Here is a 23272-nt window from a genome sequence, read left to right as displayed (position 1 = left end):
CTCCTGGTTGGTAGGCGTGTCCAGGATAGCGACCGATGCTGCCAATTTCTGTCAGTATCAAACTTCCTGCGGAGGAATGCCTTCTTTCTCTCGCCACGCCTTCAGCAAGGCCTGGCGCCGGCGCGGATAGCGCAGGTCCGTGGCGGTCAGGGCCTGGATGCGGTCGGTGCGGAAATGGCGGAAATCCTGCCGCAGCTCGCACCAACCCAGGACCACGCGCGACTGCTCGAAGAACCCCAGGCCGAATGGCCAGATCAGGCGATGCGAGGCGGCGCCGCCGCCGTCGCGATAGACGATGTCGAGCTTGTGTTCGGCGCGGATCGCGCGGCGGATCTGGGACAGGTCCACCCGCTCCTGCTCGGCCGCCGGGCCCACCAGCAGCGCGGAGGTGTCCAGGCCATGGCGCAGGTCGTCGGGCAGCACGGCGGCGATCTTGGCCAGCGCGTTGCGGGCCGCCCAGGCCAGCGGTTCGTCGGTGCGGCGGGCCACCCACCGCGACCCCAGCACCAGGGCCTCGATCTCCTCTTCCGAGAACATCATGGGCGGCAGCAGGAAACCCGGCTTCAACACGTAGCCCAGGCCGGGCTCGCCTTCGATCTGCGCGCCCTGGGCCTGCAGGCTGCCGATGTCGCGGTAGAGCGTGCGCAGGCTGATGCCCAGTTCCCCGGCCAGCACCTTGCCGCTGACCGGCCGCCTGCGGCGCCGCAGTGCCTGGAGCAAGGCGAACAGGCGTTCGGACCGTGACACGGCGGCAGGCTAGCCGGCCAGCGTCCGCAGCGAAGCGGGCACGGGGAAATCCACGGCCATGTCGCGGAAGGCCTTGTCCGCCCAGGCGGTTCCGACCTCGGTGCCATGGGTGGCCTTCCAGACGGGACGGCGGTCCTTGTCGATCAGCAGGGCCCGGATGCCTTCCTGGAAATCGCCCCGGGTGCAGCACCACAGGGCGACCTGGTATTCCAGCTGGAAGACCTGGGCCAGCGACATGTGGCGCGTGCGCCGCTGCAGTTCCCAGGCCAGCCGCGCGGTGCTGGGCGCGCCCTTGGCCAGGGCGTCGCGCGCCCCTTCCAGCCATGGGTCCCCGCCGTCGTATTGCAGGATGGCGCCGATGACGTCGTCCAGCGCCGGTGCCCGGCACAGCGCCGCCACGGCATCCAGGTTGCGCCGCAGCGGCCCTTCCTCGGGGTCGGGCATGGCATGGCAGGCATCAAGCACCTCGTGCAGCAGGAGGTCGTCGGCACGGCGTTCGCCGGCCCAGTCCTGCCGGGCCAACGCGTCGAGCACCTGTTGCTTGCGGGCATGCGGAATGTGGTAGTCGGCCCAGCCGGCGAACAGCGCATCGGCGGCCTGCAGCGTGGCCCCGGTCAGCCCCAGGAACAGGCCCGACTTGCCCGGCATGCGGTTCAGGGCCCAGGACATGCCCACGTCGGGAAACAGGCCGATGACGATCTCGGGCATGGCCAGGCGCGAGGTTTCCGTGACGACGCGATGGCTGGCGCCGATCAGCAGCCCCATGCCGCCGCCCATGACGATGCCGTTGCCCCAGCACAGGAACGGCTTGGGATAGGCGTGAATGGCGTGGTTCAGGCCGTATTCGCGCTCGAAGAAGCGGGCGATGCGGCGCGGCGGGTCGTCGCCCCGGTGTTCGCGCATCTCGCGGTACACGCTTCGCAGATCGCCGCCGGCGCACAGCGCGCGCCCTTCGCCTTCCAGCACCACCACCGCGATGGCCGGATCGGTGGCCCAGGCCTCGAACTGCATCGCCAGGCGTTCGGCCATCTCCAGGGACAGGGCATTCAGCGTGGCCTGCGCATCGAGCGTGGCCACGCCCAGGCGCCGCCCTCCCCCGGCGGCGATTTCACGGAAGTGGACCGGAGGCGTGGCGCGGGCCTGCATGATGGACTCCCTATTGGACGCCGCCCGCGAACAGCGATCGCGGACGCCGGCGCAGCATCAGGGCGGCGATGCCTGCCACGGCCAGCACCGCGAACAGCAGCACGCTCCATATCTCGTATCGTACGCCCAGCAGGTCCACCACCGCGTCGGCGCAGGTCGCGTAGATGCCGAACACCGCGGGCAGCGACCCGTCGAGGCCGGAACCGGTCATGAAGCGGTCGGCGAAGGTCTGGTCGCAGCTCATCAACTGGGAAGCCACATTGTGCTGATAGACGGCCGTGGCCACGCCGGCCAGCGCCAGCACCGCCACGATGCCGGCGCAGGTCTTCTGCGCCGCCGCGATCCGCCGCAGGACCAGTCCCAGCACCGCGAATACCGCAATCGCGAGATAGATCAGGCGTTGCAGCACACACCAGGCGCAGGGCTGCATGTCGAAGACATGCTGCGACACCAGCGCGACCGCCACGGCGCCCAGGCTGGCGATGGCGGTGAAGGCGAGCAGGCGGTCAACGAGTACGGTTTTCATGGGTCAAGGCCGCAAGGGCTTTCAGGTGGATGGGGGCAACGGGACCTGGCGCAGCACGCCGAGCAGCAGTTCGGACGCGCCATCCCAGACGATCTGGACGCCAAGGCAGAGCAGAATGAATGCTGACAACCGCAGGAACACGACAGTTCCCGTGTCGCCCAGCAGACGCAGCAGTTGCTGCGCATAGCGGAAACACAGCAGCACCGACCCCGCCACCAGGGACAGGCCCAGTACCGCCCCGGCGATGCGGGTGCCGCTGACGATCAGCGAGGCGTGATCGTGCAGGCTGGCGCCCACGGTGATGGCCGCGGCGATGGAGCCCGGCCCGCAGGCAATGGGGAAAGTCAGGGGATAGAAAGCGCGCCGGTTGGCCATCTCAACCGTGAAACCTTCAGCCAGGCGCGCCGAACGCTCGGCTCCGCCGTCGCTGGAATTGAGCAGGCGCCAGGCGCTGGCCACCACCAGCAGGCCCCCGCCCACGCGCACGATGGCCAGCGAGATGCCGAAGAAGTCGAGCACGATCGACCCGATCAGCATCGCCGCGAACAGCAGCAGGAACACGTTGCGGGCGATCCTGGCCGCGAGCACTTCCCGCACGCCAGGGGAAGCGCCCTCGGTCAGGGACAGGAATATCGGTGCCGTCGCCGTGGGATTCAGGATGGGGAGCAGCGTCGCCAGGGAAAACAGGAAACTCTTGCCCAGCGCGAGTCCGTAGTCTTCGATCAACATGACCGAAGTGTAAGAGAAATGAAGTCAGGCCGCAGCGGTCCGCCTCGTTTGCGCTTCCAGGCCGCCCGCTGCCTGCTCGAGCAGGTCGGCGTAGATGTCGCCCACCATGATGAGCGCCGGCCCCCCGCCCAGCTCCCGCGCGGCTTCCGGCAGGCTCCCCAGGGTGGTGGGCAGCACCCGCTGGGCCGCCAGGCTGGCGTTCTCGACCAGCACCGCCGGGCGTCCCGGCGGCATGCCCGTGGCCATCAGGCCCTGGGCGATCGCCTCCGCCTGCCGGCTGGCCATGTACAGCACCACGGTATCGGCCCCCCGGGCGGCATCCGCCCACGCATGGGGACGCTCGCCGCTGCCCACGGCGGGCGTCAGGAACACGACGCTGCGGCTCAGGCCGCGGCGCGTCAAGGACAGGCCCAGCGCCGAGCTGGCGCCGAAGGCCGCGCTGATGCCGGGTACCACCTCGACCTCGATGCCGGCCTGGGCCAGGGCCGCGATTTCCTCCTGCGCGCGCCCGAACAGCATGGGGTCCCCCCCTTTCAGGCGCACCACGCAGGCATGCCGGCGGGCGGCATCGACCAGTTGGCGGTTGATGAACTGCTGCACGGTGGACAACTGCCCGCAGCGCTTGCCCACGGCCACGAGGCGGGCCTGGGGCGCCAGCGCCAGCACCTCGCGGTCCACCAGCGCATCGTGGAAGACCACGTCGGCCCGGCCCAGCAGCCGGGCCGCGCGCACGGTCAGCAGGTCCGCCGCGCCGGGGCCCGCGCCCACCAGATAGACTTTGCCCATGGATCAGTCCTGCCGCGCGGCGGGAACCGGATAGGTTTGCTGGTAGGCCGCCGTGAAGGTGCCGAAGGCCCGCAGCGCCTGCTCGGGATCATGGCCGTGTTTGACCGCGAAGCTGTCGAAGCCCGACCGCGCCTGGTAGTGGATGGTGTCGATCATCACGTCGCCCACCGCCCGCAGCTCGCCTTGCCAGCCCAGCCGCGTGCGCAGCAGGTAGGCGATGGAGTAGCCCCGGCCATCGGTGTAGATGGGGAAATCGACCGCGATCAGCGCCAGCCCTGCGGGGTCTATCCTGCCCTCCTCGGCCAGCTCGGCGGGATCGTCGGCCGGCCCCAGCAGGACGCCCACGGGCCGGCGGCGGCCGCGCAGCTCGGCGCGCGCCGACTGCCAGACGGCCAGCGGCACGAGCCAGTCCTCGTCATCGGCCGGCAGCGGCCGGGCCTCGGTGGGCTCGAAACGCTTCCAGGTGTCGACTTCCAGGTCGCGATGGCGGATCAGCGTGGCGGCGTGCTCAGACATGGGCGGCCTCCACCAGCGCGGCCTTGGCCTGCTGGCGCTCGGCGTAGACCCGGGTCTTGAAGGGATCGATGCCCACGCGCTCGACCACGTCGATGAAGCGCTCGGCGTCGCTGTCGCGCAGGTCGATATAGGTCTCGACCAGGGTGGCGACCACGTCGGCCACTTCCCCGCGCGCGAACGACGGGCCGATGACGCGGCCGATGGCCGCGCCCGCCCCGCGCATGGACTCGATGTCGGGCAAGGGCTTGGCGGCCCCGCTCTGGCGGCCGCCAAGCGTGACCTGGTACCACTCCTCGCCGGCCTTGTCCACGCCCAGAATGCCGATGTGGCCCACGTGGTGATGCCCGCAGGAGTTGATGCAGCCGGAGATGTTCAGGTCCAGCTCGCCGATCTCGTGCAGGTAGTCGAGGTCGTCGAAGCGGCGCTGGATGGCCTCGGCCACCGGGATCGACACCGCGTTGGCCAGCGCACAGAAGTCGCCGCCCGGGCACGCGATGATGTTGGTCAGGAAACCGATGTTGGGCGTGGCCAGGCCCAGCTTGTCGAGTTCCTTCCACAGCGCGTACAGCTGGCCCCGGGCCACGTCGGTGAACACCAGGTTCTGCTCGTGCGAGACGCGCATCTCGCCGAAGCTGTAGCGGTCGGCCAGGTCGGCCACGGCATCCATCTGGTCGGCGGTGATGTCGCCGGGCGGCACGCCGGTGCGCTTGAGCGACAGCGTCACGGCGGCATAGCCCTGGACCTTGTGGAGATGGGTATTGCGCCGCAGCCAGCGCGAGAAGGCCGGATCGTTGCCGGCATGCTGGGGCGAGGTGTCCGGGCCCGGATCCGCGGCATGGGGCGTCGTGGTGAAGCGGTCGGCGATGGCCTGGATGCGCTCGGCGGTGACCGTTTCGGGGCCATCCTTCAGATGCTGCCATTCGCGCTCGACCTCTTCGGCGAACACGTGGGGCGTCAGGTCCTTGACCAGGATCTTGATACGCGCCTTGAACTTGTTGTCGCGACGGCCGTGCAGGTTGTAGACCCGCAGGATGGCCTGCAGGTAGGTCAGCAGATGCTGCCAGGGCACGTAGGCATTGATCAGCTGGCCCACCAGCGGCGTGCGGCCCAGCCCGCCGCCCGCCCAGACGCGAAAGCCGATCTCGCCGTCCTGCTCGACGGCCTGCAGGCCGATGTCGTGCACGCCCACCGCGGCCCGGTCCGTGACCGCGCCGCTGACGGCGATCTTGAACTTGCGGGGCAGGAACGCGAACTCGGGATGGAAGGTGGACCACTGCCGGATCAGTTCGCACCAGACCAGGGGATTGACGATCTCGTCGGGCGCGACGCCCGCGAACTGGTCGGTGGTCGTGTTGCGGATGTCGTTGCCGCTGGTCTGGATCGAGTGCATCTGCACCTTGGCCAGTTCGGCCAGGATGTCGGGAACGTCCTCCAGCTTGGGCCAGTTGAACTGCATGTTCTGGCGGGTGCTGAAATGCCCGTAGCCGCGGTCCCACTTGCGCGCGATGTAGGCCAGCGTGCGAAGCTGGCGCGAGGCCAGCATGCCGTAGGGCACGGCGATACGCAGCATGGGCGCGTGGCGCTGGATATACAGGCCGTTCTGCAGGCGCAGCGTGCGGAAATCGTCCTCGCTGAGCTGCCCGTTCAGGAAACGCCGCGTCTGGTCGCGGAACTGCGCCACGCGTTGATCGACCAGCAACTGGTCGACGGGTTGATACTGGTACATGCAGCAAGCCTCTAGATGTGGCCGAATGGCGATGGGCGGAGCGCGCCGGCGCTTCGGGCCGGAGCGGGCATGCGTATCCCGCGCGGGCGCGCACCCAGGCTTGCAGCTTACAAAGACCGGCTTATGAATAAAACGACCGGTTCGTAATGTGCATATACCGAAAAATATCTAAAAAAAAGCGGAGGCAAAAACCTCCGCTCATATCGGCACCGCCAGTCAGCCGCTACACCTCATTCGCGGCGGAGCCCATGTTCACCCGCAGGCCGCCGGCGCTGCTGTCCTCGCTGCGGCTCTTGCGCATGCGCTCGAGATGATCCAGGTACTCCGGCGTCACGTCGCCCGTCACGTAGTGGCCGTCGAAGCACGAGGATTCGAACTGGGTCAGCGCGGGGTTCATGTCGGTGATCGACTGGCGCATGGCGGCCAGGTCCTGGTAGATCAGCGCGTCGGCGCCGATCACCCGGGCGATTTCCTCGTCGGAGCGGCCATGGGCGATCAGTTCGCTGCGCGTGGGCATGTCGATGCCGTACACGTTCGGGAAGCGCACGGGAGGCGCCGCCGAGGCGAAGAAGACCTTGTTGGCGCCCGCGGCGCGGGCCATCTCGACGATTTCGCCGCTGGTGGTGCCGCGCACGATGGAGTCGTCCACGATCAGCACGTTCTTGCCCTTGAACTCTTCGCTCATGGCGTTGAGCTTCTGGCGCACGGACTTCTTGCGCACCGCCTGGCCGGGCATGATGAAGGTGCGGCCGACGTAGCGGTTCTTGATGAAGCCCTCGCGATAGTCGAGGTTCAGCCGCGCGGCCAGCTGCATCGCCGCCGGGCGGGCCGAATCGGGTATGGGCATGACCACGTCGACCTCGCCCAGGCGCAGGTTGCGCGCGACCTTGTCCGCCAGGTACTCGCCCATGCGCAGGCGCGCGCTGTACACCGATACGCCGTCCATCAGCGAATCGGGACGCGCGAAATAGACGTATTCGAAGATGCAGGGGTTCAGCTGCGGATTGTCGGCGCACTGGCGCGCGGCGCAGCGGCCGTCGAGGTCGATGAACACGGCTTCGCCGGGCGCGACGTCGCGCTCGAACTTGAAGCCCATGCCTTCGAGCGTGACCGACTCGGACGCCACCATCCATTCGACGCCGCTCTCGGTCTCGACCTTGCCCAGGCACAGCGGCCGGATGCCGTAGGGGTCGCGGAAGGCCAGCATGCCGTAGCCGGCGATCTCGGCCACCACCGCGTAGGCGCCGCGCACGCGCTTGTGTACCGCCGACACCGCCCTGAAGATGGCGTCTTCGTCCAGCGACACGCCGTTCGAGGCGCGCTGCAGTTCGTGCGCCAGCACATTGAGCAACACTTCCGAGTCGGAATTGGTGTTCATGTGGCGACGGTCGACGCGGAACAGTTCCTCGCGCAGCGACTCGGTGTTGGTCAGGTTGCCGTTGTGGGCGAAGGTGATGCCGAACGGCGCGTTGACGTAGAACGGCTGGGCTTCTTCCGCGCTGGAGCTGGAACCGGCGGTGGGGTAGCGGACCTGGCCGATGCCCGAGTTTCCGGGCAGCGAACGCATGTTGCGCGTACGGAAGACGTCGCGGACCAGGCCATGCGCCTTGTACATATTGAAGGTGTTGCCCTGCGACGTGGCGATGCCCGCCGCATCCTGACCGCGATGCTGCAGCAGCAGCAGACTGTCGTAGAGCAACTGATTAACCGGCGCCTGCGAGACGACACCGACGATTCCACACATGAGAGCCTCTTTTCAGCAGCACAAACTTCTTAATAGCGGATCCAGTCCGCGAACTGTTCGGGCACATACGGCTTGACCGCGCGCACGCCCTCTTCCGCGTAGGGAGACAGGACGGCTTCGGTCCACCACGGCTCCTTGGGCAGCGGCGTGAATCCCGCCGCCACCACCAGGACCATCACGATGACCACGCCACGCACCAGGCCGAACACGGCGCCCAGGCCGCGATCGGCCAGCGACAGGCCGGTGGCCTTGAGCAACAGCCCCAGCGCCACGTTGACCAGCCCTACCGCCAGCAGCACGGCGATGAACACGCCCGCGTAGGCCACGATCGCGCGCAGGCCTGAATTCTCGATAAAGGCCGCCAGCCACTCGTAGGCCAGCGGTCCATAGCGGACCGCCACCACGAACGCGGCCACATAGGCGATCAGCGACAGGACTTCCTTCACCAGGCCACGAAACAGACCGATCACCACCGACGCGCCCAGGATCAGCAGGACGCCGTAGTCGAAACTGGTCACAGCGGCACGATGGAACTGCTGAAACCGGCCGAACTGACGCGCGCCCGGGCGGCATCGGCCGCCTCGCGCGAGGCGAAGGGACCAACCCGCACGCGGAACACGTCGCCCTTGCCTGTCTTCACACGCTCGGTGAAACTCTTGACGCCCGCGGCGCTGAGCCGGTCGCGCATGTCGTTGGCGCGCTCTTCGGTGGAAAACGCCGCGATCTGCACCGCGAAGCTGCCCTTGCTGTCGGGCTTGGGCGCCGCCGGCGCGGGTGCGTTGCCTTCCAGCAAGGCACGGGCCCGGGCGGCTTCGGCGCGCGCGGCATCCGCGCGGGACGTGTCGCTGGGCGCCGGCTTGGGAGGCGTGGGCTTGGGAGCCTCGGCCTGCGGCTTCGCGGGCTCGGGCTTGGGCGCCTCGGGTTTCGGGGGTTCGGGCCTGGGGGCCGGCGCGGGCGCAGGAGCCGGCGGTTCGGGCTTGGCCGGCGGCGCGGCGGGCGTTTCCGTGGGCGGCGCGGCGGGCGCTTCGGCCGACGGGGCCTTGGCCACCGGTTCGGGGATGGCCATGTTGCGGTCGGGAATCTGGATGGGGATGTCGTCCGGGAGCATGGGCGGCTCGGAATCGAGCACCATGGGCAGCACGACGACCGCTGCCAGGACCAGGGCGATGGCGCCTACCAGGCGGCGCCTGGCGCGGCGGCGCGCTTCCTGGGCGGGATCCTGCGATTCGGCCCCGGCTGCATAGCCGGCGCGACTGGATTTGGCCGTGGTCGTGGCCGCCTTCTTCTTGCGCTCGAGCAATCCCATTGATACGTCCGGCTAAACAGGCGGCAGGGTCTTGCGCCCCCTGCGGGGGCTCCGGCTCAGTCCGCGCGGGCGGGCCTGGCCGCACGCATCGACGCCAACACGCCTGCCACGGTAAGGAAAGATCCGAAGACCAGGATTCTATCACCCTCGCCCATGCTTTCCCGCGCCGCCGCATAGGCCGCGGCGGGGTCGGCGCAGGCCCGCACCGAGGAATCCTTGTCTTCCTTGACGCCTCGCGCGCGCAGGCGCGCGGCCAGTTCCTCGCCGCTCAGCCCGCGGGGCCCGGGCAGGCCGGCGCAGTACCAGTGGTCGATGCGGTCGCCCAGCTTGGCGATGACGCCGTCGATGTCCTTGTCGCTCAGCATCCCGAACACCGCGTAGGTGTAGGGATAGAAGCCCATGTTGTCGAGGTTGTCGGCCAGCACCGCCGCGGCGTGGGGGTTGTGCGCCACGTCCAGGATCACCGCGGGCTGCCCGGGCAGGATCTGGAAGCGGCCCGGCAGTTGCACCTGCAACAGCCCCAGGCGAACCGCCTGCTGCGGCACCGGCAGCCGGTCGCGCAGGGCCTCGAGCGCGGCCAGCGCCGCCGAGGCGTTCAGCAACTGGTTGGCGCCGCGCAGCGCCGGATAGGCCAACGCGTTGCGGCGCTGGCTGCGGCCGCCATAGTTCCACTGCTGCTTGTCGCCGGCGTAGTTGTAGTCGCGCCCGAAGCGCCAGAGATCGGCGCCTATGCTTTCAGCGTAGTCCACCAGCGATTGCGGCGGCATGGGGTCGGCGCAGATGGCGGGCTTGCCGGGGCGGTAGATGTGGGCCTTCTCCCAGCCTATCTTCTCGCGGTCGTCGCCCAGCCATTCGACGTGGTCCAGGTCCACGCTGGTCACGATGGCGCAGTCGGCGTCGACGATGTTGACCGCGTCCAGGCGGCCGCCCAGCCCCACTTCCAGGATGACCACATCCAGCCCCGATCGCGCGAACAGCCGCAGGATGGCCAGCGTGGTCAGCTCGAAATAGGTCAGCGAGGTATCGCCGCGGGCCGCGTCCACAGCGGCGAACTGTTCGGTCAGCGCGGCATCGCTGGCGGATTCGCCGTTCACGCGCGCCCGCTCGTTGAAGTCCAGCAGGTGCGGCGAGGTGTAGAGCCCGACCTTGTACCCGGCGCTCAGCAGCATGGCCTCGAGCATGGCGCAGGTCGAACCCTTGCCGTTGGTGCCCCCCACCACGATGGTGGCCGCGTCCAGATCCAGTTCCAGGCGCCCGGCCACCTCGCGCACGCGGTCCAGGCCCATGTCTATCGGCCGGCTGTGGATGGATTCGAGATAGGCCAGCCACTGAGCCAGGGGGCTGTGGGCGTCGGGGCGGGAGACGAAAGCGGAAGACGGCATGGATGCGAACGGCAGGACAGGAAAATGACGGGAAAACTTGAGGCGACGACTTGGGGCGAGGACGTCAGCGGCGGTTCGGCCAGGCGGTCAGGATATCGTAGCCGTCGTCGGTCACGGCGATCATGTGCTCCCACTGCGCGGACCACGAACCATCCACCGTCACCACCGTCCAGTCGTCGTCCAGCACCTCCACCTCCTGGCGCCCGGCGTTGAGCATGGGCTCGATGGTGAACACCATGCCCTTCTTCAGGCGCAGGCCGCTGTTGGGCCGGCCGTAGTGCAGCACCTGCGGCGCCTCGTGGTACTTGCGGCCGATGCCGTGGCCGCAGAAATCGCGCACCACCGAGAACCCGGCGTCTTCGGCGTAGGTCTGGATGGCCGCGCCCACGTCGCCCAGGGTCGCGCCCGGCCGCACCGCGGCGATGCCGCGCAACATGCTTTCCAGCGTGGCGTCGACCAGGCGCTCGGCCTCCTGCGACGGCTTGCCGGCATAGAACATCCGGCTCGTGTCGCCATGCCAGCCGTCGTGGATCACGGTGACGTCGATGTTGATGATGTCGCCGTCGCGCAGCACGTCCTCGGGCTTGGGAATGCCGTGGCAGACCACGCCGTTGATGGACGTGCACAGCGTCTTGGGAAAGCCGTGGTAGCCGACGTTGGCCGGAATGGCCTTCTGGACCTGGGTGATGTATTCGTAGCAGCGGCGGTCCAGTTCCTCGGTCGAGACGCCGGGCTGGACATACTCGCCTATCATCTCCAGAACCTCGGCCGCCATGCCGCCCGCCACGCGCATCGCTTCGATTTCCTGCGGGGACTTGAGGGTGATTGCCATGCGATGAACTCCGTGTTTGCCCGATTTTAGCGCCGGCCTTCGCCGGCCTCTTCCACGTCCCCGCCGCGCGGGGTCCGCGGCGCGCGTACCGGCGAGGCCTTCGCCGCCCAGCGGTCCAGCGTGCGCATCACCGCGCGCGGCCGGACCAGCGGGTCGTGGACGCCGCCATAGCGGGCCTGCATGTCCACCCGTGCCGCCGAGGCGGCGCCGCGCGCCTGCGCGGCGTGCGCGGCCGCCCAGCGGCGATCCACGCCCAGGGCCAGCGCGTATGGCAGATAGCGTTCGTAGCGGGTCAGCGCGGTGTCGGCATCGTCCGGCGTGGCCGCGGGCGGACGGGCGAGAAACCTGCGGAAACCGTCTATCCGCGCCCGCAGCGCCCGCCCCTGCGCGGTATAGCCGCGCAGGCCGAGAAAGCCCGCGCATACCAGCACCAGCGAGGCCAGCGGCGCCAGCCCGATCAGCAGCAGCCTGGCCGACTCCACGTGCGTGGCCAGCACCACCAGCCCGCCCATCAGGCACAGCAGCCCCAGCACGCTCAGCACGGTGCGGCTGGCCAGGCTGGTCGCCCCCGCCCGCCACTGCGCATAGACCGCGAACCAGGCCGGCACCGCGGGCAGCGGCAGCAGCATGCCCCACGCGGCCCACGACAGCGGATTGCCCTCGCGCACGATGGCGAGTCCGACCAGGGCCACCGTCATGGCGATCCAGAGATAGGCCCCCTTGCGAGCCCGGTCGCCATAGGCCACGAACAGCGAACGCGCGTAGGCCTCGTCCAGCCATTCGCGCTGGCCGCCCTGCGCTTCGTCGTAGCAGCGCCGGTACAGCCCGTCCAGGCGCAGCAGCGTGCGGCCGCCCGCGAAAAAACGGCCCAGCATGGCGTTCAGCAGCGGATCGTGGCGGGCGTCGCTGCCGGTCTGGTTGGGCAGGCGTTCGAGATAGCGTCCGTCGGCCCGCTCCAGCACCTGCACCGAACGGCGGGCCAGCAATTCCATCATGCCGGACAGGAACGCCCAGCGGTCATAACCCTTGCGGTACACATAGCGCAGGGCGGGCGCCGACAGGCCCTCCGGCGGATCGGCCTGCGGCGTCCTGTCGTGCCGGCCCAGCCGCCAGGCCCGCGCGGCGGCGGCCAGGTAATACAGCAGCAGGAGCGCGACCCCCACGCTGGCAACCCAGAACTCGGCCTGGTCCTGCATGCCGTACCACCACGCCTTGAGCGGCCCGGGCCGCCGCACTTCGCCCGCCGGCCATCCCAACTCGACCGTCATGTTCTCGCCCGGCGCCAGCACGCGGGTGGACACGAACACCACGCGCCCGGCCTCCTTTTCCTGGACCCGTCCCGGCGCGCCAGCGCCCTCGCCCGCCACCGCGGCCTGCCGGACCGGCTCGTCCGACGGCAGCACGACACGCACGCGCACCCGGTCGATGGGCAGCGACCAATCCCGGCCCGTCACGTCCCAGGCGAGCCGGTCCTCGCCGCCAGCCGCCTGCAACTGCCGCGTGACGCGATAGATCAATGTGTATTGGTATTCCCCGGGACGGAACACCACGTCCGGCCGGCCGGTGGAAATCCGCATGCCATCGCGCAGGCGCGACAAGGCGAAGGGCTCGGCCCGCCCGTCGCGCCGCACCGAGACGACGTCCAGCCCGGCCGCTGAGCGGCTGCCGTCGGCACGCCGGTACAGCCGCGCGAAATCGCGCTGCAGGCCGTGCTTGATCTCTTTGCCCTCGGAGCGCACGCGCAGGTTTTCGGTCACCAGGAGGTCGCCGCTGCGCTCGACCTTGATGTCGCTGAAGAATTCGAGGATGCGCTCGTCCGCGCGCGCCGGTCCGGCCAGGAGCAACAGCCAGCACAGGGCCAGCAGGCAGAATCTCATGTCCGGCCTCGTCACCGGGTGGATCGAGGAAGCGGCCCGGCCGCGGCCATTACGGAAGAAGTGACGACGTGGGCAGCCCTGGCCCGGGAATGCGATCCGCTCTCAGACATGACACCAGCCTTGTTTTGGCAGGACTGTACCATCGACCGCGCACACGGGCGCCGGCGTCCGTCTCAAGTTGTTTCCCCGTCACAGCGCCATCTCCGGTCCGCCGCTTCCCTCGTCGCGTCCAGGTGTTTTTCCCATTGACATTCTGCCTTCGTCTCCATAAAATTTTTTGAACTTGATGTTCATTTTTGTACAGTCAACACGACACAGGAGAAGTTCCATGGCATCGCCCCTCATCGGTATCAGCGGCGCAGGCATAGGCGGGCTGGCAGCGGCGATCGCCCTGCGCAAGCTCGGCCTGGACTCGGTGGTTTTCGAACAGGCCCCCAGATTCGCGCGCGTCGGCGCCGACATCAACCTCACCCCCAACGCCGTGCTGGCCCTGGACGGGCTGGGCGTGGGCGACGAGCTGCGCAAGACCGCGGCTCGCCCCACGCACCGCATCAGCCGCACCTGGGATACCGGCGAAGAAACGTCCCGCCTGGAAATGTCGCAGGCCGCCGAGACGCGCTACGGCGCGCCCCAGCTGACCATGCACCGGGCCGACCTGCTGGCCGCGCTGGAGCAGGCCGTGCCCGCCGCGACCATCCATCTCGGCAAGCGCACCGTGGGCATAGACGAAGGCGCGGACGGCATTACCGTGCGCTTCGAGGACGGCACGTCCCAGCGCGTGAACGTGCTGGTCGGCGCGGACGGCATCCACTCCACGGTCCGCAAGCACCTGCTGGGCGACGAATATCCGGACTTCACCGGCGTGGTGGCCTACCGCGCCGTGGTGCCGGCCTCGCGCCTGGAAGGCGTGCCCAACCTGGGCGCCTTCACCAAGTGGTGGGGGCCCAACCCCGAAACGCAAATCGTCACCTTCCCGCTCAACCTGGGCCGCGACATCTTCATCTTCGCCACCACGCCCCAGGACAGCTGGCGCCATGAATCGTGGACCATGCCGGGCAGCGTCGAGGAACTGCGCGCGTCGTATGCCGACTTCCACCCCGAGGCGCGCGCGCTGCTCGCGGCCTGCGACGAAGTGCTGAAGTCCGCGCTGTACGTACGCGATCCGCTGCCCTCCTGGTCGCGCGGCAACGTCACCCTGCTGGGCGACGCCTGCCACCCGATGATGCCCTTCATGGCGCAGGGCGCCGGCATGGCGATCGAGGATGCCGTGGTGCTGGCCCGCTATCTGGCGGACACGCCCGAGGCGCCCGCCCAGGCCCTCAAGCGCTACGAGGCCGCCCGCCACGACCGCACCGCCCGCGTCCAGATCGGCTCGCGCGGCAACAACTGGCTCAAGGAAGGCGGCAATGCCGACTGGGTGTACGAATACAATGCCTGGACCGTGCCCCTGGCCTGATCTCCCATGTCATTTTCCGCAGACCCCCTGGACAGCGACGAATCCGCCGGCAAGCCCGGCGCCCTGGTCTCGCCGGTGGTCAGGGCGTTCCGGCTGCTGCGCTACGTGGTCGACGGCGGCAGCACGTCCAACCTGAGCGAGGTCGGCCGCAACATCGACGTCAACCGCGTCACGGTCATGCGGCTGATCGCCACGCTGGAACACGAAGGGGTGATCGAAGCCCTGCCGCAGGGCGGACACCGCATCGGCCTGCCCTTCCTGAAGCTGGCCACCGCCGCCACCGCGGCCAACGACATGCTGGACCTGGGCCGCCGGGTGCTGGCCGACGTGCGGCGCCAGTTGAACGTCTCCGCCTACCTGGCCGCGCTGGATGGCGGCCACGTCGTCTACCTGCTGCGCGACATGCCCGAGGCCGGCCTGATCAGCAGCGTGCGCGTCGGCAGCCGCGTCGCCGCCCACCTGACCACGCCGGGCCGCATGCTGCTGGCCTGGCAGCCGCCGGACGCCCTGGATGCGCTGCTGCGGGCGGATCCCGCCGCGTCGGCCCAGGCCGGCAAGCTGCGCGCGCAACTGGCGGCGGACCGCGAACGCGGCTGCGCCTGGAGCTTCTCGGGTTTCGAACAAGGCATCAACTCGTGCGCGGCACCCGTATTCGGGGCGCTGGGCGAAGCCGCCGCGGCCATCAGCGTGGCGGGCCCGGAAACCGCATTCGGTGCCGATGCCGATTCGCGCGCGCGCACGGAACAGGTCATCGGCCAGGCCGCGCGCGACCTGTCCTCGCTGCTCGGCAGCCGGGGCTACCCGCCCGCCGGCTGAAGCGGTCAGCGGCCGGCCACGCCGGTCTCGCCGCCCGGCAGCACGCTCAACAGATTCGTTCCCGTGCGCGACAGGTGCTGCCGCAGGATGTCGCACGCCCGTTCGGCGTTGCGGCCCAGCGCGGCCTGGTAGATGGCCTCGTGTTCGGCCGGCACGTTGCGATCGGGCGAGTTGCTGGCCAGGAACAGGCGGCGATAGCGGTCGCTCAGGTCGTGCAGCGTATTGCAGAAGCGCAGCAGCAGCGGCATGCCACAGGCCGAGAACAGGGTGATGTGGAAAGTGCGGTGCGCCTTCTCCCAGGCCGGCAGCTTGTCGCCGCTGCGGTCCGCCGCTTCCAGCCGGCTCAGCCGGTGGTAGGCCGCCACCAGGGCGTCCTCCCAGTGTTCGTCCCCGCGCCGGATGGACTCGCCCAGGGCCATGACCTCCAGGTTCATCCGCAAGGCGGTGACTTCCCGGAAATCGTCCGCCGACACCGGCGCCACCCGATAGCCCTTCTTGTCGTTCGTCACGATCAGCCCGTCGGACACCAGCCGCGTCAGGGCCTCGCGCAGGGGACTCAGGCTGACGTCGTACTGCTCCCGCAATTCGTCCAGCCTGAGCTTGCTGCCGGGCAGCAGTGTGCCGCCAAGAATCGAACCCCGCAGGGCCTCGACCAGGGTGGTGGACAGCGTGGGTCCGCTTGGGGAAGGCGTATCGGTCAATGTGGTCATGCTGGAACCCGGAATGAAAGCGCGTGCGCGCAAGGCGCATTCTAGCGGCTTCCATCCCGCTTCGCAGAAATTATCGATTTAAACAAAAAATTGAATTATTAAAAAATAATCGATTACTATATTTAAATCGATCAAGGAGATTCCATGACGCGTTCGCGCCCCGATCCGGCTTTCGTCCAGCAGACCTTCGGCCCCTATGCCGACCCCCTTGCCACCAAGGAAGACCGCGCCGCCAGCTACCGCCAGATGGCCGGCTTCCTGCCCCCGCGGGTCGAAGCCCGGCTCGACGTGACTGGCGCGCTCGACCCGCTCATGGTGGAGTTGCAGGAGAAGGTCCGGGCCCATGCGCTGGAAACCGCCCATTTCGATGACAAGCAGGTGCAGTTGCTGATCTTCGCCATGCTGGTGGCCGAACTGAGCGATGCCGCCGTCATCCACGGCGTGGCCGCCCGCCGGGCCGGTGCCAGCTGGAACGAGATGCAGGCCGTGGTGAACCTGGCCTTCGTCTTCCGGGGTGTCTCGGCCGCCAACCGCGGCGCCGAGATGCTGATACGCATCGCCGAACGCGAGCGCGAGCTGGCCGCCCAGGCCTGACAAAAGGAGTCCGCCCCATGCAAGCCTGCCCCGGCCCGGACCGCGACACCCGCGCGCCCACCTTCGCCGTTCCCCCCGGCTCCTGCGACTGCCACGCCCACGTCTTCGGTCCGCGCGACCGCTTTCCGTTCTCGCCCGAGCGCAGCTACACGCCGGAGGACTGCACGGCCGACCAGTACCGCGACATGCTGGCCACGCTGGGATTCGACCGTGGCGTGCTGGTCCAGGGCGGCGCCCATGGCATCGACAACGCCGCGATGCTGGACGCGATGGAACGGCTGGGGCCCCGCATCAAGGGCATCGCCGTGCTGCCGCCCGGTACGCCGCTGCGCGAGCGCGAGGCGCTGCATGCCAAGGGTGTGCGGGGCTTTCGCATGTCCACCGTCGTCTCGGGCGGCGTGGGCTTCGACCAGCTGGAAGCGCTGGCCGCCGAGGCCGAGGAGATGGGCTGGCACCTGCTGCTGCATTTCCACCGGTCGGAAGAACTGGTGGCCGTGGCCGACCGGCTGCGCGGGCTGCGCTGCCACTACGTGCTGGACCACCTGGCGCGCATCCGCGCGGACGAGGGCCTGGATTCCACGGCCTTCGCCACGGTGATGTCGCTGCTGGATACCGGCCGCTGCTGGATCAAGCTGGCCAGCCTGTATCGGTTGTCCAGCGAGCCCTACCCGCACGCCGACATGCTGCCGATGATCCACCGCGTGGTGGCCGCCCGTCCCGATCGCATGATCTGGGGCAGCAACTGGCCTCATCCCATCCATACCGGCCCCATGCCCAACGACGGCGACCTGGTCGACCTCATCCCGCTCTGGGTGCCCGACGCGGCCGACCGCCACCGGATGCTGGTCGACAACCCGCAGGCGCTGTACGGCTTCGAACCGCTGCCTCGCCAGGCGTAATCCGCCCCCCTTCCCCACCACAAAGATCCAGGAGACTCCCATGCCCTTGAACCCGCGCTTCCTGCTGGCCGCGGCCATGCTCGCCGCCGGCGCATCCGCCCACGCCGGCTATCCCGAAAAGCCCATCACCTTCGTCGTGCCCTTCCCCCCGGGCGGCACGACGGACATCATCGCCCGGTCGCTGGCGGCCCGCCTGGGAACAGAACTCAAGCAGACGGTGGTCGTCGAGAACCGCCCCGGCGCGGGCGGCAACATCGGCGCGCAGGCCGTGGCCCGCGCCCAGCCGGACGGCTACACGCTGCTGCTGTCCACCGCCGGCCCGCTCAGCATCAACCAGCACCTGTACAAGAATCCCGGCTACGACCCGGCCGCCAGCTTCGCCCCGGTCGCCCTGGTGGCGGCGGTACCCATCATGCTGGTCGCCAATCCGTCCGCGCCGTTCAAGACGGTGGCCGAACTGGTGGACTACGCGCGCAAGCATCCCGGCAAGCTGTCGTATGGTTCGCAGGGCAACGGCACCACCAGCCATCTCACGATGGAGCTCCTGAAGACCCAGGCCGGCATCGGCATCCAGCACATTCCCTACCGCGGCAGCGCGCCGGCGGCGACCGACCTGATGGGCGGCGTGGTGCAGGTGATGTTCGACAACTCGCCCAGCACGCTGCCTTTCGTCAAGGGCGGCAAGATGCGGGCGCTGGGCGTGGCCTCGCCCAAGCGCGTGAAAGGCATGGAAGACATACCGGCGGTGGCCGAAACCCTGCCGGGCTTCGCCTCCGAGGCCTGGTTCGGCCTGGTGGCCCCGGCGTCCACGCCGGCCGCCACGGTCGACATCCTGAACAAGGCCGTCAACAAGATCCTGTCCAGCGCCGACTACAAGCAGGAACTGGCGGCCTCGGGCACCGAGCCGCTGGGCGGCACGCCGGCGGACTTCGCCAGGTACCGCAGCGCCGAAGCCGCCAAGTGGGGGGAAATCGTGCGCGCCGCGAACATCCGCCTGGACTGATCCGGCGCAGGCGACGGGCGCGCGGTCCTAGCGCTCGTCGCCCAGGAACAGCGCGCGCACCTGGTCCGCGCTTGCCAGCCGGCGCCCCAGCGCACCGGCGACCTCGGCCACCTGGCGCACCAGCGCGGCGTTGTCGGGCGCGATGGCCCCGTCGCGCAGATACAGGTTGTTCTCGAAGCCCACGCGCGCATGGCCGCCCAGCGCGGCCGCCGCCCCGGCACAGGCGTGCTCGTGGCGGCCGAAGGCGCACATTGCCCACGGGTAGGCTTGATCGTGCGCGGCCAGGAAAGGCAGCAGGTCGGACGGCGACGAAGTCTGGCCGGCGCTGTAGCGCCCCAGCACGAACAGCAGGAACCACGGCGCATCGGGCACCACGCCCTGGCGGCGGTAGGCCTGCCAGCGCTCGACGTCGCCGATGTCGTACAGGATGACCTGGGTCATCACCCGTTCCCGGGCCAGCCAGGAAAACAGCGAGGCCACGCGGGCGTCGGCCTGCGGCCCCAGGGCGATCTCGCGCAGCCCCACGGACACGGCCTCGGGCTTGACGGCCATCACCGCCGCGACCTGTTCGTCGGGGGCGTACACGCCCGCGGCCTCGGTGGTGATCTGCACCACCAGTTCGTTGCCCACCGCCTGGCGCACCGCGCGCGTGGCGGCAAGATAGGCGTCGGGCTCCAGGCTGTGCGACTGGTCGGCCTTGCGCACGTGCATGTGCAGCATGGAGGCGCCGGCATCCAGGCACAGCTTGGCGGTCTCGGCCAGTTGGCCGGGCGTGACCGGCACCGCCGCGTGGTCGGCGGTCTTCTTGTAGGCGCCGTTGGGCGCCACTGTGACGATCAGCGGAGCGTCCAGGCTGGACGGGGCGGGAGCAGGCATGTTCATCTTTTCTTCCCTCAGGCGCCGACCGGATCGCGCATGGTGACGAATTCCTCGGCCGCCGTCGGGTGCAAGCCTATGGTCTGGTCGAACTGCCGCTTGGTGGCGCCGCATTTCATCGCGATGGCCAGGCCCTGGATGATCTCGGGGCCGTCGGGCCCGACCATGTGGCAGCCCACCACCCGGTCGCTGGCGTCGTCCACGACCAGTTTCATCATGGTCTGCTCGTCGCGTCCCGACAGCGTGTTCTTCATCGGCCTGAAGCGCGAGCGATAAACGCGGACCTTGCCGTAGCGCTTGCGGGCGTCTTCTTCGGACAGGCCGACCGTAGCCACCGGCGGCTGGCTGAATACGGCCGCGGGCACGTTCTCGGCGTCGGCCTGCATGGGGTTGTTGTTGTAAAGCGTCTCGGCCAGGGCCCGCCCTTCGGCGATCGCCCAGGGCGTCAGATTCAGGCGGTCGGTCACGTCGCCCACCGCGTAGATGCCGGGCACGCTGGTGCGCGACTGCCCGTCCACCTTGATCTCGCCATGCTCGCCCAGCGCCACGCCGCAGGCTTCCAGCCCCAACCCGCGGGTGTTGGGCGCGCGGCCCGTGGCCATCATCACCTGATCGACCATCAATATTTCGCCGTCGTCGATCTGCACCGCGACGCGGCCGTCGCGCCGCGCCATTCCCACGACACGCGTGTGCGGGCGGATGACGACGCCGCGCCGCTGCAATCCTTCGGCCACGGTCTGGCGGATGTCCTGGTCGAATCCCCCCAGCACCTGGTCGCGCCGGATGGCCAGGGTTACGCGCGCGCCGGCACCGCGGAAGATGCCCGCGAACTCCAGCGCGATGTAGCCGCCGCCCACGATCAGCACGTCGCCGGGAAGCTTGTCCAGCGACAGCGCCTCGTTGGAGGTAATCGCCAGCTCGATGCCGGGGATGTCGGGCAGCACGGGATGGCCGCCGGTGGCGACCATGATGCGCTCGGCCGTATGGCGCTTGCCGGCGACCTCGACCGTATGCGGATCCACCACCACGGCCCGGCCCTCGATCAGCGCCACGCCGGCCTGGTCCAGCATCCGGCGGTAGATGCCCTCCAGGCGGTCGATCTCGCGGTTCTTGGCGGCCACCAGGGCGCCCCAGTCCAGGCTGGCGTCCGGAACGCTCCAGCCATAGCCGGCCGCGTCCTGGAAGGCGTCGGCGAACTGCGACCCGTACATCAGCAGCTTCTTGGGCACACAGCCGCGGATGACGCAGGTACCGCCTACCCGGCTGTCCTCGCAAATCGCCACGCGCGCCCCGTACGACGCGGCCCGGCGCGAACCGGCCACGCCGCCCGAACCGGCGCCAATGGTGATAAGGTCGTAGTCGAACGCAGGCATCAGGCAGGTCTCCGCAACAAGAAACGATACGTAGGCCCTGGATCATAACCCGCACGGCCCACGCCACCGAACCCATGACCGAACCCCATCGCGAGCTTTCCGCCCCCACGCTGGACTACTACGAACAGAACGCCGCCGCCTTCTGGGAAGGCACGCGCGACCACGACGTCGGGCAGAACATCGACGCGCTGCTGCGGCACATCGCCGCGCCCGCGCCGCTGGCCATCCTGGACTTCGGCTGCGGGCCCGGCCGCGACCTGAAGGCCTTGCGCGAACGCGGCCACGCGCCCGTGGGCCTGGACGGCTCGCCGTCCTTCGCCGACATGGCGCGGGCACACAGCGGCTGCGAGGTGTGGTGCCAGGACTTCCTGGCGCTGGAGCTGCCGGCCGGCCGCTTCGACGGCATCTTCGCCAACGCCTCGACGTTCCACATTCCCAGCCAGGACCTGCCGCGCGTGCTGGCGGCGCTGCACGCCACGCTCAAGCCCGGCGGCGTGCTGTTCTGCTCCAATCCGCGCGGCAACAACGAGGAAGGCTGGAACCGGGGCCGCTACGGGGTCTACCATGACCTGGAGCACTGGCGCCGCTACCTGGACGCCGCCGGCTTCGACGAACTCGAACACTACTACCGGCCCGCCGGCCTGCCGCGCGCCCAGCAGCCCTGGCTCGCCACCGTCTGGCGGCGCCGGGCCACGCCGATGGAGTAGACTCGCCCCCCTTCGCCCCAGCCTTTTTCCCCACCGTGACGACTGCCGACGACATCCTGCACTGGAACGACCCCGAACCCCGCGAGGCGGCCTGGCTGTCGGCTGGCGGGCATCCGCCCCCCCGGCGCGTGGCGGCGGCCGACGACCGCATGCCCGCCGACCAGGCCTACCGCCTGGCCTGCGAGGGCACGGCGCTGCTATGGCATGGCGACTTCCAGAATGCCCGCCTGCTGCTGCAGGCCATGGCGCGGCGGGTGGATCGCCGGCCGTTCAAGCCCGGCGCCACCCTTACCCAGACCTTCCACCTGTACCGCCAGGCGCAATTGCAGCGCGCGCGCGTGCTGGGCATGCTGCTGGTCCCCCTGGATGCGGGTTTCGGCATCCCGCTGCGGCGGGCGCCCGACGTGCGCCTGGCCTGCCAGGAAGCCTACGGCGACATCGGCCGTGACGCGGTGGTCTCGCTGCGCGAACTGCAGGGCGTGATCGGCGCCCACGAATGGCGCAAGAAAGGCGTGCCGGTGGCGGCGCTCGATGCCCGCATCCATCCCCATCACGGTGTGTTCTCGCCGATACGCGGCGAATACGTGGAACTGGTGGCCAAGGCGACGCTGCCCGGACAGGACACCGCCTTCGACATCGGCACCGGCACCGGCGTGCTGGCCGCCGTGCTGGCCCGCCGCGGCGTGCGCCGCATCGTGGCCACCGACACCGATGCCCACGCGCTGGCCTGCGCGCGCGAGAACATCGACCGGCTCGGCCTGGCGGACCGTGTCCGCATCGAAGCGGCCGACCTCTTTCCCGCGGGCCGCGCGCAGCTCATCGTCTGCAATCCGCCCTGGGTGCCCGGGCCGGCGCACTCCAGCCTGGACCGCGCGGTCTTCGATCCGGACAGCCGCATGCTGCGCGGCTTCCTGGCCGGGCTGGCCGAACATCTGGCACCCAGGGGCGAAGGCTGGCTGATCCTGTCGGACCTGGCCGAACACCTGGGCCTGCGCCCCCGGTCTGAACTGCTGGCGCTGGTGGAGAACGCCGGCCTGCGGGTGATCGACCGGATCGAAACGCGTCCCCGGCATCCCAAGGCGCAAGACGGCAACGACCCCCTGCACGCGGCCCGGGCCGCCGAGACCACCGCGCTGTGGCGGCTCGCGGCGCGCTAGCACCCTTACCCACGCACCAAGGACCTCCCATGATCAAGCACATCGCCATGTGGCGCCTGAAACTCGATGAAGGCGAAACGCGCGAATCGGTTTTCGCCATCATCCGCGAGACCATCGCGGCGCAGCGCGGGCGCATTCCGGGCCTGCTGGAGTCCGAGGCCGGCCTGAACTTCAGCACGTCGAGCAAGGCGCTGGACGTCGTGGTCTACACGGTGTTCACCGACCGCGACGCGCTACAGGGCTATCACGCCCATCCCGTGCACATGGAAACGCGTGCCAGGATGGACCGCTATCTCGACTCGGGCTGCATGGTCGACTACGAAGTCGCCTGAGCCCCCCGCCATTCGGCCTAGTCCCGCCCTAC

Annotated in this window: 25 protein-coding genes; 8 read left to right on the top strand and 17 right to left on the bottom strand. The window is 69.3% G+C overall.

Annotated features, from left to right (window positions below):
• Positions 1-57: 57 nt before the first annotated feature.
• From EGT29_RS12290 to EGT29_RS28485, 14 genes are all read right to left on the bottom strand, one after another.
• A complete protein-coding gene (locus EGT29_RS12290) occupies positions 58-747 on the bottom strand; it encodes a YafY family protein (RefSeq protein ID WP_124689269.1) in 690 nt (229 codons plus the stop codon).
• Positions 748-756: 9 nt separating this feature from the next.
• A complete protein-coding gene (locus EGT29_RS12285; protein WP_124689268.1) occupies positions 757-1893 on the bottom strand; it encodes an enoyl-CoA hydratase/isomerase family protein in 1137 nt (378 codons plus the stop codon).
• A 10-nt stretch (positions 1894-1903) separates the two neighbouring features.
• Entirely contained in the window at positions 1904-2419 is a 516-nt protein-coding gene (locus EGT29_RS12280) for a disulfide bond formation protein B (RefSeq protein ID WP_124689267.1), read from the bottom strand.
• A 21-nt stretch (positions 2420-2440) separates the two neighbouring features.
• On the bottom strand, positions 2441-3148 hold the full coding sequence (locus tag EGT29_RS12275) for a MarC family protein (RefSeq protein ID WP_124689266.1): 708 nt from the start codon (positions 3146-3148) through the stop codon (positions 2441-2443).
• 24 nt (positions 3149-3172) lie between these two features.
• Positions 3173-3934: a uroporphyrinogen-III C-methyltransferase gene (gene cobA, locus EGT29_RS12270; protein ID WP_124689265.1), complete on the bottom strand. Its 762-nt coding sequence runs from the start codon at positions 3932-3934 to the stop codon at positions 3173-3175.
• Between the two features lie 3 nt (positions 3935-3937).
• Positions 3938-4450, bottom strand: a complete 513-nt coding sequence (locus EGT29_RS12265; RefSeq protein ID WP_124689264.1) for a DUF934 domain-containing protein — start codon at positions 4448-4450, stop codon at positions 3938-3940.
• Positions 4443-6176, bottom strand: coding sequence for a nitrite/sulfite reductase (locus EGT29_RS12260; RefSeq protein WP_124689263.1), 1734 nt, complete (start codon positions 6174-6176; stop codon positions 4443-4445). The genes EGT29_RS12265 and EGT29_RS12260 overlap by 8 nt, the downstream gene beginning before the upstream one ends.
• A gap of 223 nt (positions 6177-6399) precedes the next feature.
• The gene (purF, locus tag EGT29_RS12255; RefSeq protein WP_124689262.1) at positions 6400-7920 is read right to left on the bottom strand and encodes an amidophosphoribosyltransferase; all 1521 of its coding nucleotides are present in this window, start codon (positions 7918-7920) and stop codon (positions 6400-6402) included.
• Between the two features lie 29 nt (positions 7921-7949).
• Positions 7950-8438 carry a CvpA family protein gene (locus tag EGT29_RS12250; RefSeq protein WP_124689261.1) on the bottom strand — a complete coding sequence of 163 codons (489 nt, stop codon included), beginning with the start codon at positions 8436-8438 and terminating at the stop codon, positions 7950-7952.
• Positions 8435-9226 carry an SPOR domain-containing protein gene (locus EGT29_RS12245; protein ID WP_124689260.1) on the bottom strand — a complete coding sequence of 264 codons (792 nt, stop codon included), beginning with the start codon at positions 9224-9226 and terminating at the stop codon, positions 8435-8437. The genes EGT29_RS12250 and EGT29_RS12245 overlap by 4 nt, the downstream gene beginning before the upstream one ends.
• Before the next feature lie 56 nt (positions 9227-9282).
• Positions 9283-10608 (bottom strand): bifunctional tetrahydrofolate synthase/dihydrofolate synthase, encoded by a 1326-nt coding sequence (gene folC / locus EGT29_RS12240; RefSeq protein WP_124689259.1) that lies wholly within the window; start codon positions 10606-10608, stop codon positions 9283-9285.
• Positions 10609-10672: 64 nt separating this feature from the next.
• Entirely contained in the window at positions 10673-11440 is a 768-nt protein-coding gene (gene map / locus EGT29_RS12235) for a type I methionyl aminopeptidase (RefSeq protein ID WP_124689258.1), read from the bottom strand.
• A 26-nt stretch (positions 11441-11466) separates the two neighbouring features.
• The gene (locus EGT29_RS12230; RefSeq protein ID WP_124689257.1) at positions 11467-13317 is read right to left on the bottom strand and encodes a DUF2207 domain-containing protein; all 1851 of its coding nucleotides are present in this window, start codon (positions 13315-13317) and stop codon (positions 11467-11469) included.
• A 189-nt stretch (positions 13318-13506) separates the two neighbouring features.
• Positions 13507-13647, bottom strand: coding sequence for a hypothetical protein (locus EGT29_RS28485; protein WP_161567803.1), 141 nt, complete (start codon positions 13645-13647; stop codon positions 13507-13509).
• On the opposite strand from EGT29_RS28485, the gene EGT29_RS12225 reads away from it, so the two are divergent.
• Positions 13646-14773 carry an FAD-dependent monooxygenase gene (locus EGT29_RS12225; protein WP_124689256.1) on the top strand — a complete coding sequence of 376 codons (1128 nt, stop codon included), beginning with the start codon at positions 13646-13648 and terminating at the stop codon, positions 14771-14773. The genes EGT29_RS28485 and EGT29_RS12225 overlap by 2 nt on opposite strands.
• Before the next feature lie 6 nt (positions 14774-14779).
• Positions 14780-15589 (top strand): IclR family transcriptional regulator, encoded by an 810-nt coding sequence (locus EGT29_RS12220; protein WP_124689255.1) that lies wholly within the window; start codon positions 14780-14782, stop codon positions 15587-15589.
• A gap of 5 nt (positions 15590-15594) precedes the next feature.
• On the opposite strand, the gene EGT29_RS12215 is transcribed toward EGT29_RS12220, so the two are convergent.
• Positions 15595-16299, bottom strand: coding sequence for a GntR family transcriptional regulator (locus EGT29_RS12215; RefSeq protein ID WP_124689254.1), 705 nt, complete (start codon positions 16297-16299; stop codon positions 15595-15597).
• 144 nt (positions 16300-16443) lie between these two features.
• Here EGT29_RS12215 and EGT29_RS12210 point away from each other — a divergent pair, with 144 nt between their 5' ends.
• From EGT29_RS12210 to EGT29_RS12200, 3 genes are read left to right on the top strand one after another with little or no spacing between them, the layout of a single operon-like run.
• Positions 16444-16893 (top strand): carboxymuconolactone decarboxylase family protein, encoded by a 450-nt coding sequence (locus EGT29_RS12210; RefSeq protein WP_124689253.1) that lies wholly within the window; start codon positions 16444-16446, stop codon positions 16891-16893.
• A 17-nt stretch (positions 16894-16910) separates the two neighbouring features.
• A complete protein-coding gene (locus EGT29_RS12205) occupies positions 16911-17792 on the top strand; it encodes an amidohydrolase (protein ID WP_124689252.1) in 882 nt (293 codons plus the stop codon).
• Between the two features lie 40 nt (positions 17793-17832).
• The gene (locus EGT29_RS12200) at positions 17833-18795 is read left to right on the top strand and encodes a tripartite tricarboxylate transporter substrate binding protein (RefSeq protein ID WP_124689251.1); all 963 of its coding nucleotides are present in this window, start codon (positions 17833-17835) and stop codon (positions 18793-18795) included.
• Positions 18796-18822: 27 nt separating this feature from the next.
• Here the strand turns inward: EGT29_RS12200 and EGT29_RS12195 are convergent, their stop codons facing one another.
• Positions 18823-19671, bottom strand: coding sequence for a 3-keto-5-aminohexanoate cleavage protein (locus tag EGT29_RS12195; protein ID WP_238160382.1), 849 nt, complete (start codon positions 19669-19671; stop codon positions 18823-18825).
• Between the two features lie 17 nt (positions 19672-19688).
• Entirely contained in the window at positions 19689-21044 is a 1356-nt protein-coding gene (gor, locus tag EGT29_RS12190) for a glutathione-disulfide reductase (protein WP_124689249.1), read from the bottom strand.
• Between the two features lie 74 nt (positions 21045-21118).
• Between gor and EGT29_RS12185 the strand changes: the two genes are divergently transcribed.
• The 3 genes from EGT29_RS12185 to EGT29_RS12175 are packed head-to-tail and all read left to right on the top strand — an operon-like array spanning position 21119 to position 23240.
• A complete protein-coding gene (locus tag EGT29_RS12185; protein WP_124689248.1) occupies positions 21119-21751 on the top strand; it encodes a class I SAM-dependent methyltransferase in 633 nt (210 codons plus the stop codon).
• A gap of 35 nt (positions 21752-21786) precedes the next feature.
• Positions 21787-22908, top strand: coding sequence for a methyltransferase (locus EGT29_RS12180; protein WP_370282967.1), 1122 nt, complete (start codon positions 21787-21789; stop codon positions 22906-22908).
• 29 nt (positions 22909-22937) lie between these two features.
• Positions 22938-23240, top strand: a complete 303-nt coding sequence (locus EGT29_RS12175; RefSeq protein ID WP_124689247.1) for a Dabb family protein — start codon at positions 22938-22940, stop codon at positions 23238-23240.
• Positions 23241-23272 lie beyond the last annotated feature (32 nt).

Source organism: Pigmentiphaga sp. H8 (assembly GCF_003854895.1).
Taxonomy (GTDB): Bacteria; Pseudomonadota; Gammaproteobacteria; order Burkholderiales; family Burkholderiaceae_B; genus Pigmentiphaga.
This window is presented reverse-complemented; position numbering and strand designations above follow the sequence as displayed.

Bases quoted from the DNA above. Each gene is read 5' to 3' on its own strand.
- EGT29_RS12285 (WP_124689268.1), bottom strand. From the start codon at position 1,893: ATGCAGGCCCGCGCCACGCCTCCGGTCCACTTCCGTGAAATCGCCGCC.
- EGT29_RS12280 (WP_124689267.1), bottom strand. From the start codon at position 2,419: ATGAAAACCGTACTCGTTGACCGCCTGCTCGCCTTCACCGCCATCGCC.
- EGT29_RS12275 (WP_124689266.1), bottom strand. From the start codon at position 3,148: ATGTTGATCGAAGACTACGGACTCGCGCTGGGCAAGAGTTTCCTGTTT.
- cobA (WP_124689265.1), bottom strand. From the start codon at position 3,934: ATGGGCAAAGTCTATCTGGTGGGCGCGGGCCCCGGCGCGGCGGACCTG.
- EGT29_RS12265 (WP_124689264.1), bottom strand. From the start codon at position 4,450: ATGTCTGAGCACGCCGCCACGCTGATCCGCCATCGCGACCTGGAAGTC.
- EGT29_RS12260 (WP_124689263.1), bottom strand. From the start codon at position 6,176: ATGTACCAGTATCAACCCGTCGACCAGTTGCTGGTCGATCAACGCGTG.
- purF (WP_124689262.1), bottom strand. From the start codon at position 7,920: ATGTGTGGAATCGTCGGTGTCGTCTCGCAGGCGCCGGTTAATCAGTTG.
- EGT29_RS12245 (WP_124689260.1), bottom strand. From the start codon at position 9,226: ATGGGATTGCTCGAGCGCAAGAAGAAGGCGGCCACGACCACGGCCAAA.
- folC (WP_124689259.1), bottom strand. From the start codon at position 10,608: ATGCCGTCTTCCGCTTTCGTCTCCCGCCCCGACGCCCACAGCCCCCTG.
- map (WP_124689258.1), bottom strand. From the start codon at position 11,440: ATGGCAATCACCCTCAAGTCCCCGCAGGAAATCGAAGCGATGCGCGTG.
- EGT29_RS12230 (WP_124689257.1), bottom strand. From the start codon at position 13,317: ATGAGATTCTGCCTGCTGGCCCTGTGCTGGCTGTTGCTCCTGGCCGGA.
- EGT29_RS12225 (WP_124689256.1), top strand. From the start codon at position 13,646: ATGGCATCGCCCCTCATCGGTATCAGCGGCGCAGGCATAGGCGGGCTG.
- EGT29_RS28485 (WP_161567803.1), bottom strand. From the start codon at position 13,647: ATGGAACTTCTCCTGTGTCGTGTTGACTGTACAAAAATGAACATCAAG.
- EGT29_RS12220 (WP_124689255.1), top strand. From the start codon at position 14,780: ATGTCATTTTCCGCAGACCCCCTGGACAGCGACGAATCCGCCGGCAAG.
- EGT29_RS12215 (WP_124689254.1), bottom strand. From the start codon at position 16,299: ATGACCACATTGACCGATACGCCTTCCCCAAGCGGACCCACGCTGTCC.
- EGT29_RS12210 (WP_124689253.1), top strand. From the start codon at position 16,444: ATGACGCGTTCGCGCCCCGATCCGGCTTTCGTCCAGCAGACCTTCGGC.
- EGT29_RS12205 (WP_124689252.1), top strand. From the start codon at position 16,911: ATGCAAGCCTGCCCCGGCCCGGACCGCGACACCCGCGCGCCCACCTTC.
- EGT29_RS12200 (WP_124689251.1), top strand. From the start codon at position 17,833: ATGCCCTTGAACCCGCGCTTCCTGCTGGCCGCGGCCATGCTCGCCGCC.
- EGT29_RS12195 (WP_238160382.1), bottom strand. From the start codon at position 19,671: ATGCCTGCTCCCGCCCCGTCCAGCCTGGACGCTCCGCTGATCGTCACA.
- gor (WP_124689249.1), bottom strand. From the start codon at position 21,044: ATGCCTGCGTTCGACTACGACCTTATCACCATTGGCGCCGGTTCGGGC.
- EGT29_RS12185 (WP_124689248.1), top strand. From the start codon at position 21,119: ATGACCGAACCCCATCGCGAGCTTTCCGCCCCCACGCTGGACTACTAC.
- EGT29_RS12175 (WP_124689247.1), top strand. From the start codon at position 22,938: ATGATCAAGCACATCGCCATGTGGCGCCTGAAACTCGATGAAGGCGAA.